The organism is Palleronia caenipelagi (genome assembly GCF_007004065.1).
Taxonomy (GTDB): domain Bacteria; phylum Pseudomonadota; class Alphaproteobacteria; order Rhodobacterales; family Rhodobacteraceae; genus Palleronia; species Palleronia caenipelagi.
The window spans coordinates 1-5,655 of sequence record NZ_VFSV01000085.1 but is presented as its reverse complement, the minus strand read 5'-3'; the positions used below and the strand labels follow the sequence as shown (position 1 = coordinate 5,655).

Annotated in this window: 4 protein-coding genes; 3 read left to right on the top strand and 1 reads right to left on the bottom strand. The window is 57.7% G+C overall.

Annotated elements, in window-relative coordinates; genetic code table 11:
• The coding region (locus FEV53_RS19370) for an integrase core domain-containing protein (protein WP_142836312.1) at positions 1–310 on the top strand (310 nt) is incomplete at its 5' end.
• Between the two features lie 223 nt (positions 311–533).
• Here FEV53_RS19370 and FEV53_RS19365 read toward each other — a convergent pair.
• Positions 534–1,043, bottom strand: coding sequence for a phage tail protein (locus tag FEV53_RS19365; RefSeq protein ID WP_142836311.1), 510 nt, complete (start codon positions 1,041–1,043; stop codon positions 534–536).
• Between the two features lie 198 nt (positions 1,044–1,241).
• Between FEV53_RS19365 and FEV53_RS19360 the strand changes: the two genes are divergently transcribed.
• A complete protein-coding gene (locus FEV53_RS19360) occupies positions 1,242–4,997 on the top strand; it encodes a PKD domain-containing protein (RefSeq protein ID WP_142836310.1) in 3,756 nt (1,251 codons plus the stop codon).
• Between the two features lie 424 nt (positions 4,998–5,421).
• A partial coding sequence (locus tag FEV53_RS19355) for a transposase (protein ID WP_142832957.1) occupies positions 5,422–5,655 on the top strand: 234 nt, incomplete at its 3' end.

Genomic DNA, 5,655 nt, shown 5'->3' with positions numbered 1-5,655 from the left:
GTTCGACATGATCTGTGAGGCAAATGGGATCGAACATCGGCTCACTAAGCCGAACCATCCGTGGACCAATGGCCAGGTCGAACGAATGAACCGCACCATCAAGGAGGCGACGGTCAAACGCTTCCACTACGAAAATCACGACCAGTTGCGAACACACCTTGCCGACTTCATGGCAGCCTACAACTTCGCCCGCAGGCTCAAGACCCTCAGCGGGCTGACGCCTTACGAATACATCTGCAAGATCTGGACTTCAGAGCCAGATCGATTCATCCTAAATCCGATCCACCAAATGCCGGGACCGAACACCTAACTCTACGGTGCCCCTCGATTTCATCAACGGATTTAAGCCATCAAACGAGGAACATGCCGCCGCATGCAACGCGCTTGGACACCAAATCCAACAACACCTCCATAACCCGCCACAGTCATCGACGTCGCGATGTCTTATATCTGCCGCTGAAAAGACCAGAACGGCAGGCCATAAGTTTATTCAGCCGGAACTCTTTGTCATTATTCCACATACAAATGCTTATTCAATTTCTCGATGGAAAAATACCTTGGAGGGCGATGATATAGTTTATGCACAAACTCGGCTGAATGTTTTCGTGGGCTTGGCTTCCGCCTGCCGAGGATATTGAAGCCGAGTTCAGCTCAGCTGTCGGCTGAATCGTTGCTGAATATATCGTGGATCGGGCCAACATATCGCCCTGAGGCCGGTCATTATCTGCCGTGCCGTTGAACACATTGAGCCCGTGGCTGTGAGCTGGAATTTGGCTCTCCATCAGATTGACCTGTTCTGCCCCGAACTTCTGCCCGATCCGGCGCGGTGACAGGCCTGGGCCGTCGCCTGCGTGCATCGGAACACGACCTCGCAGATCTGGCAGGCCAAAAGTTGTTCTTCCATCGCCGCCAAAATTTGTCCCCAAAATACTGAACAATGCCTGGTACTCGTTTATTGCGAGTAATTGGCCGTCACAAAGGGCCCATCCGCGGGGTGCAAAATTTCCGCCAAATAACGTGATTTGAGCGATAAACGGCTCCATGAATTCACCTCCTGTTGGGCAATACGATTCAAGGCACGCTAAACTTTGTGTCTAACATGCAATAAAAACGAAATTGCGATATTTTGTCGCATTTCAGTTAGACATATGGTCGAAGTTCGGTCAATATAAAAAGATACATTTTCGTATTAAAGTCTGGGCATTGCCTGCCGAAATTCAGATTTTTGGGGGATTTGGGGCATGAATAAAACGAGAAGCCGTTTGATATCTGTGGTGCTGGGAATCATGGCGCTCCTGCCCTCAAAGCAAGCGATGGCCCTGGATGATTTTACTGGATTTGATGAGGTTTTTGTACCTGCGGGCCTGACCTGCAGTTTCAACTTATATCACGACGCCTTTGGCGGGGAGACACAGCTCAACGTTGCCACTGGAGGCCTTTCGACCCTTTCAGCCGGTGGGAATTACTGGCGCGGTTTCACTATCGTACCATGGCCGGCCGGTGACGTCACCGCCGCGGCGCTCGAGAGCGGGTGTGGCGTGACGTTTGTTAGCGATCTGGTGTCGGATGGCGCGAATGGTACCTATGAAAACGACGACTTCGTTGGGATCAAATTCAAGGCGACATCCGCCGCTGACGGGCAACGGTATAGTTACACGATCGGAGCTTCAGGTGCGAATAACACAGAGCTTGTGAACACCAGGACTGTTGTGGTTTCGCCACCAAACACCCCGCCAACAGCGAATGCAGGGCCCGATGACACGGTGGCCTCGGGGGGCAGTTACACTCTCGACGCCAGCGCTTCGGACCCCAATGATCCATTTCAGACCTTGACCTTCATCTGGGAGCAGCTGAGCGGTCCGACGGTCACGCTGTCCGGTGGCAACACAGCCATGGCCAGTTTCACTGCACCGACGCTGGCCGTCGGTGCGTCGGACGTGGATCTTGAATTTCGAGTGCGTGTGTTTGATGGTACCGACCTCCACACTAATAATGTGATTATCACCGTCATCGCCCCGCCAAACAACGCTCCAACGGCAAATGCGGGGGCCGATGATACGGTGGCCTCAGGGACGGCTGTCTCCCTCGACGGCAACGGCTCGAGCTCCAATGATGCGGGTCAGTCGTTGACCTACAGCTGGGTGCAGACCAGTGGACCAGCAGTCACGCTGTCCGGCGGCACCACCGCTACCCCCGGCTTTACCGCGCCGACGCTCGCTATCGGGGCGCCGAACCAGGTTCTGCTCTTCCGTTTGACCGTGGATGACGGGTTTGAGACCGCCACAGATGAGGTGCAGTTCACCGTTACCGCGCCGCCGAACACAGCTCCGACAGCGAATGCAGGAGGGGATGACACGGTGGCCTCCGGGACGGCGGTAACCCTCGACGGCAACGGCTCGAGCGCCAATGACGCGGGACAGTCGCTGAGCTACAGCTGGGTGCAGACCGGTGGACCCGCCGTCACCCTCTCGGGGAACACCACCGCCACCCCCGGCTTCATCGCGCCGACGCTCGCCATCGGCGATACGGATCTGGCGCTGAGCTTTGAGCTGACCGTGGATGACGGCTTTGCGACGGCCACAGATGAGGTGCAGTTCACCGTCACCGCCCCGCCGAACACCGCCCCGACAGCGAATGCAGGAGGGGATGACACGGTGGCCTCAGGGACGGCTGTCACGCTCGATGGCAACGGCTCGAGCGCCAATGACGCGGGTCAGTTGCTGAGCTACAGCTGGGTACAGACCGGTGGACCCGCCGTCACCCTCTCGGGCGCGACCACCGCCACCCCCGGCTTCACTGCGCCGACGCTCGCCATCGGCGACGCAGATCTGGCGTTGAGCTTTGAGCTGACCGTGGATGACGGCTTTGCGACGGCCACCGACACCGTCCAGATCACCGTCACCGCGCCGGGCAACACCGCTCCGACAGCGAATGCCGGGACGGATCAGACCGTGGCCTCGGACGCCGCTGTCACCCTCGATGGCAACGGCTCGAGCGCCAATGATGCGGGTCAGTCGCTGAGCTACAGCTGGGTACAGACCGGTGGACCCGCCGTCACCCTCTCGGGCGCGACCACCGCCACCCCCGGCTTCACTGCGCCGACGCTCGCCATCGGCGATACGGATCTCGTGCTGAGCTTTGAGCTGACCGTGGATGACGGCTTTGCGACGGCCACCGACACCGTCCAAGTCACCGTCACCGCGCCGGGCAACACCGCTCCGACAGCGAATGCCGGGACGGATCAGACCGTGGCCTCGGACGCCGCTGTCACCCTTGATGGCAACGGCTCGAGCGCCAATGATGCGGGACAGTCGCTGAGCTACAGCTGGGTGCAGACCGGTGGACCCGCCGTCACCCTCTCGGGGAACACCACCGCCACCCCCGGCTTCACTGCGCCGACGCGCGCCATCGGCGAAGCAGATCTGGCGCTGAGCTTTGAGCTGACCGTGGATGACGGCTTTGCGACGGCCACCGACACCGTCCAGATCACCGTCACCGCGCCGGGCAACGTCGCTCCGACCGCGAATGCGGGGCCGGATCAGACAGTCTCGTCTGGGGCAAACGTCACCCTTGATGGCAGCAATTCTACGTCAAACGATGATGGTCAGGCACTGACCTATGCATGGACGCAGATCAATGGCCCGGAGGTTGGCCTTTCGGATACCACGAATGCGACGCCGAGTTTCACTGCGCCTGTCTTGTCATTTAACGAGCAGGATGTTGTCCTGACGTTCCAGCTCACGGTGTCTGATGGGTTTGAGCTCATGTCTGACACGGTCAGCATTACCGTTGAATCACCAAAGGATCTGGTGCGACCGACAACACAGATCACTGACCTCCCGGAGAACTTTTTCCCGGGCGAGTCCTTCTCCGTGACTGTCCTGTTTTCCGAACCCGTGGACGGGTTTGAAGCGGCGGATGTCTCAGTAGAGAACGGCTCCGCAGCGTCGCTGACCGGTAGCGGAAACCGATATGTGGTGCGGATCACACCGTCCGGGACAGCTCCGATCAGCATCGGGGTCGCGGCAGGCGTGGCGGCTGACGAGGCTGGCAACCTGAACCGTGCCGCGCGCACGGTTACGATTGAGCCGAACCTCAGCAAGGTCGCGCAAAAAGCCATTGGTCAGGCCCTGACCTTGAGGGCTCGGGCTCTTGCCAACGCCCAACCGGAACTCCGTGCCATGTTGGATGGCTCCCAGAGACCGGAACTCTTTTTCAGAATGAACGGTGATCGGGGCCAATACAGGGTTCACATTCAGGGAGATCATCCAATCTGGCTCCGGGCAGCAGGTAATTTCTCGGAGATCGATGATACCTCTCTCGACTATCACCACGTGACACTTGGTGCGCATGTCTACCGCCGGAACAATCTGCTGCTCGGCCTGATGCTGCAATTCGACGACTCCGAAGCAGACGTGGACGATGGCGACTATTCCGGAAATGGTTGGCTGTTGGGGGGATACGGTGTGTATCAGGTACCTGGCCAGCAACTCTATTTCTCGGCATCAGCTCTCAGAGGCAAAAGCGACAATACGCTCGACCTCGACAATCAGGATTCCGATGACTTTGATACAACACGGACTCTGCTGACCCTCGGTGTCGAAGGGCGTTACACGCTTGAAAACAAAGTTGTTCTGATCCCGGCGCTAGACCTGATCCACATTCGGGACGATCAGGACTCCTACAATGACAGCCGGTCGAACCGCGTCCCGTCTCAAGTCGTTAAACTTACGGAGGCAGAGTTCGGAATTGGAACCGAATTCTGGGTCAAGGCAGGTGAAGCGGATATGCTGCTGAGTGGCGGTCTGAGCGCTGTCTACGGAGATGTCAGCGCCTATGAGGCGTCGGACAGCGGTTTCCGCGCCAAGCTCGACTTTGGCGCAGATATCGCCTTAAACGACTGGTCAGAGCTGTCTTTTGACACCTTTTACGATGGGCTTGGTGACGGCGACTATGAGTCTTACGGCCTCTCCGTCCAATTCGATATGCGGTTCTGAACAGCTTCAGTCGGATATTTCGTCGCTACTCTAAGGCAAGCCTGCGGCTGGACGAGCGTGTTTCATGACTTCGATCCACGGATTAGCCGGTCGGCTGATCTGAGGGCAGGATACCGGGATGGCCTGCAAGCACACCGCGTTACGACGGGACAAGTTGGCAATACCTGTTGTCGCGTAGCCCTTAATTGTGAGGTGAGAAATCCAACGAAATCAAGGGCTGTCCTTTGCCCTTAAATATAAGATTTTGCCTTTAACTCCGATATTCTTGCCCATAAACCTGAGACGGAGTTCACAGACATTTGCGGCAACTATCGATGGATGATGATGGCGAAGCCTCCGTTGCAGTTGGTGCTGAAGAGTAGAGGTGGTCGCGGGATTTCGGACCGGGTGCTAATCGGTAGTGTCTGAGGAAGAACGCACAGAAATGACGAAACGGAAACGCTATTCGGCAGAGTTCAAGGCGAAGGTGGCTTTGGAAGCCATCCGCGAGGAGCTGACGACGGCCGAGCTGGCCAAGAAGTATGACAGCCACCCTACCATGATCAGCGGCTGGAAACGGACCGCGATTGAGAACATGGCACAGGCCTTCACCGGCCAGGCGACCGCGGAGCCGACGATATCGGCGGCAGAGGTCGGAAAGCTGCACGCCAAAATCGGG

Excerpts from the sequence above, each read along its gene's own strand:
- FEV53_RS19365 (WP_142836311.1), bottom strand. The coding sequence starts at position 1,043 with ATGGAGCCGTTTATCGCTCAAATCACGTTATTTGGCGGAAATTTTGCA.
- FEV53_RS19360 (WP_142836310.1), top strand. The coding sequence starts at position 1,242 with ATGAATAAAACGAGAAGCCGTTTGATATCTGTGGTGCTGGGAATCATG.